At 76.0% G+C, this 3,387-nt stretch carries 3 protein-coding genes; 1 reads left to right on the top strand and 2 read right to left on the bottom strand.

Features of this window, described 5'->3' with window-relative positions; all coding sequences use genetic code 11:
- Positions 1-164: 164 nt before the first annotated feature.
- On the bottom strand, positions 165-1,637 hold the full coding sequence (locus tag ABD317_RS35015; protein ID WP_344295685.1) for an MFS transporter: 1,473 nt from the start codon (positions 1,635-1,637) through the stop codon (positions 165-167).
- A gap of 98 nt (positions 1,638-1,735) precedes the next feature.
- Between ABD317_RS35015 and ABD317_RS35010 the strand changes: the two genes are divergently transcribed.
- Complete coding sequence (locus ABD317_RS35010) at positions 1,736-2,344, top strand: TetR/AcrR family transcriptional regulator (protein ID WP_344295681.1); 609 nt, start codon at positions 1,736-1,738, stop codon at positions 2,342-2,344.
- 38 nt (positions 2,345-2,382) lie between these two features.
- On the opposite strand, the gene ABD317_RS35005 is transcribed toward ABD317_RS35010, so the two are convergent.
- Positions 2,383-3,264, bottom strand: coding sequence for a phosphatidylinositol-specific phospholipase C/glycerophosphodiester phosphodiesterase family protein (locus tag ABD317_RS35005; RefSeq protein WP_344295677.1), 882 nt, complete (start codon positions 3,262-3,264; stop codon positions 2,383-2,385).
- Positions 3,265-3,387: the final 123 nt, after the last annotated feature.

Genomic DNA, 3,387 nt, shown 5'->3' with positions numbered 1-3,387 from the left:
CGTGCTCGCTGTGGCGACGGCCGCGACCACGGCGGCTTCGGCGACGGCGACGGCGGTGCGCCGCCTGCGGGGGAGGAGGTGACTTCTCGTTGACACGACGTCACGCTAGGTGAGCATGCGCCCCGTTCCGGCGGCGGCGCGCCGGGATCACCGGTGCGGGTGCCTCACCGGCCCGGCCCCGCAGCTCCCGCAGACCCCGCAGACCCCGCCGGCTCCCGCCGCCGCCCGAGCAGCGCGCCCGCGGCCAGCGCGCCCGCGAGCACGAGCGCGGCGTTGACCCCGACCGCGGTCCTGACCCCGGAGAGCACGGCCCCGGGGCCCTCCCCGCCCACGGCGGTGATGCGGGCGGTGGCGACGGCGCTCATCACCGGGATGCCCATGGTGATGCCGACCTGCTGGGTCATGGTCGCGAGCCCGGTGGCCAGGCCCTGTTCGGAGTCGGGCAGCCCGGAGGTGGCGGTGACCATGAACCCGGTGATCATCAGCATGTTGCCGACGCCGCCGGCGAACGTCGCCGCGAGCAGCAGCCAGATCCAGTCGCCCGAGGTGCCGAGCGCGAGCAGCGCCGCGGTGGCGACGGCCTGCGCCACGCCGCCGTAGACGATGGTCGCGCGGCTGCCGATGCGGCCGGTGACGCGCCCGCCGAGGGTGCCGCCGAGGACGGTGCCCAGGCCCAGGACGCCGAAGGCGAGGCCGGTGGCGAGCGGCGTGTAGCCCAGGACCTCCTGGAGGTAGAGGGTGAGCAGGAAGACGAGGGAGGTCTCGGTGAGGAAGGCCACGAGCCCGGCGGCGTTGCCCCACACGACGGTGGGCCGCCTAAGGATGCGTACGGGCACCAGCGGCTTGTCCGCGCGCCGCTCGACGCACCAGAACGCGACGAGCAGCGCGGCGCCGGCGCCGAGCGCCGCGAGGGTGCCGGGCCGGGTCCAGCCGGCCTCGCCGGCCCGGGTCAGCCCGTAGACGACGGCGAGCAGCCCGCCGGTGACGGTGACCGCGCCGGGGACGTCGAGCCGGGGCCGGCCGGCGGGGCGGGAGTCGGCGATGACGGCGGGCGCGACGGCCAGCACGGCGGCGGTCACGGGCACGTTGACCAGGAACGCCCAGCGCCAGGAGAGCAGGTCGGTGAGGAGCCCGCCGAGCACGGCGCCCGCGGTGAACCCGGCGGACATGAGCGCCCCGTTGAGCCCGAGCGCCCGCCGCCGCAGCGGGCCCTCCGGGAAGGCGGTGGTGAGCAGGGAGAGCCCGGCGGGGGTGACGGCGGCGGTCGCCAGGCCCTGGAGGACGCGGGCGACGAGCAGCATCCCGGGGGAGGTGGCGAGGCCGCCGAGGGCGGAGGACAGGCCGAGCAGGGCCATGCCGCCGAGGAAGAGCCGCTTGCGGCCGAAGAGGTCGGCGATGCGGCCGAAGAGGAGGGTGAAGCCGGCGGCGGCGAGCGCGAAGGCGGTGGCGATCCACTGCAGGTGGGCGAGGGGGAAGCCGAGGCCGGCGCCGATGACGGGGAGGGCGACGTTCAGGATGGAGAAGTCCACCGCGACCATGAACTGGGCGCCGAGGAGGAGGGTGAGGACGAGCTTCTGCCGGCCGGTCATGCGGGGCGCGCGGGGCGCCGTTGCGGCGGTCTGGTCCAGCACGGACATGGAGGTTCCCTTCGTACGGGCTAACGGGACCCGTGTTCCGTTAAGCTGGAGCCGAAGGTAGCAGAGGATTCCGAACTAATGAAACTGGAGATCCGTTAGTGAGCCTCGAATCCGATCCCGGCACGCTCCGGCCCGGCGGCCGTACCGCGCGGGTGCGGGCCGCGGTGCTCCAGGCCGCCGGCGACGCGCTGGCCGAACACGGCTTCGCCCACCTCGACCTCGCCGACGTCGCCCGCCGCGCCGAGGTCGGCAAGACCACCGTTTACCGCCGCTGGGGCACGGCCACCGGGCTCGTCGCCGACCTGCTCGCGGACATGGCGGAGCAGTCAGTGCCGCGGACCGAGACCGGCTCGCTGGCCGGCGACCTGCGCGCCAACGCCCGCCTCGTCCGGCGCACCCTCGCCGACCCCCGGCAGGGCGCGCTGTTCCGCGCGGTGATCGCGGCGGCCACGTGCGACGAGCGCGCGGCGGCGGCCCTGCACCGCTTCTACGCGATCCGCATCGCCGAGTGGGCCCCCTGCGTCGAGCAGGCGGCGGCCCGCGGCGAAGTCCCCGCCGGCACCGACCCGCACGAGGTCGTCCGCGCCGTCTCCGCCCCCCTGTACTACCGCCTGCTCGCCAGCGGCGACCCCCCCGACGACGCCGCCGCCGACGGCGGCGCGGCGGCGGCGGTGGCGGCGGCGCGGGCGGGCGCGTACGTGGTGTGACGCGGGCGCGGGGCCGCCGCCGGGAGGCGGCCGCGCTCTCAGGAGCCGTGCTGGCGGAGGAACGCCTTCAGGCCGGCCAGGTCGTCGGTGTTGATCCAGTCCACGTCCGCGTCGAGGAGCGTGCGCCACAGGTTGTCGCGGGCCGGGCCCGGGGCGTCCGGGGTGGCCCAGAAGCGGACCGTCTGGCCCTGCCGGTGGGCGGTGTGGACGATGAGGTTCAGCCAGTTGCGCTCGGCGGCCGGCATCGTGCCGGTGCCCTGCCAGCTGAAGCTGGCGTTCCAGTTGCCGCTGATGAGCGGGATGAACGACGCGGGGACACCGGAGTTGATGTCGTCGTGGCGGCCGTCGTAGAAGGCGTAGCGCAGCTTCTCGGCCTCCATCGGCGCGCGGGCGCCGCGGTCGCCGGAGATGACGGCGGTCACCGCGCGGCGGCGGACCCGGCCGCCGGCGGCGGAGCTGAAGATCGAGCCGTAGCCGCGCAGCACCTCGGACAGCGCGCGGTACGTCGGGCCGCCGGCGGTCTTGAGGTCGATGAGCAGCTGGAGGGAGAGCCGGTGCCCCCGGTAGACGCGGCCCCCGTTGGCCCGTACGCGGCGGGCCAGCGGGTCCAGGTAGAGCCGCTGGAGGGTGCGGGCGGGGTCGAGCTGGGACGCGTCGTGGGCGACGAGGAGCCGGCCGTCGACCAGCCAGATGTCCGCCTCGACGCTGGCGAAGCCGTGGTCCAGCGCGTCGAGGAGGGGGCGCTCGTGCAGGTAGTCGTTGTGGGCGTGGGCCTGCCGCAGGGGCGCGGGCCCGCGGCCCCGCTCGGGGCGGTGCCGGTCGGCGGCCTGCGCGTACGCGGGGAGCCCCCCGGCGAGCGCGCCGCCGGCGACGGCGGTGGACAGCGTGGCGACGGCGCGGCGTCTGGAGTAGGCGGACACGGTCCCTCCCCTGGTACGGCGTGCAGGATGGACCGCAGTATTGACGCCGCGGGGCGACTTGCACAGGGTGCCCGCGGTGAACGGGAGTTGACCCGCGACGGGCGGTCTCCGGGCCCTTACGGT

Origin of the sequence: Streptomyces synnematoformans (genome assembly GCF_039531005.1) — a bacterium.
Classification (GTDB): Bacteria; Actinomycetota; Actinomycetes; order Streptomycetales; family Streptomycetaceae; genus Streptomyces; species Streptomyces synnematoformans.
The sequence above is the reverse complement of the archived record's forward strand: the minus strand, read 5'-3'. Positions and strand labels throughout refer to the sequence as shown.

What these genes read in the sequence shown, in the direction of transcription:
- ABD317_RS35015 (WP_344295685.1), bottom strand. Translation starts at nt 1,637, where the DNA reads ATGTCCGTGCTGGACCAGACCGCCGCAACGGCGCCCCGCGCGCCCCGC.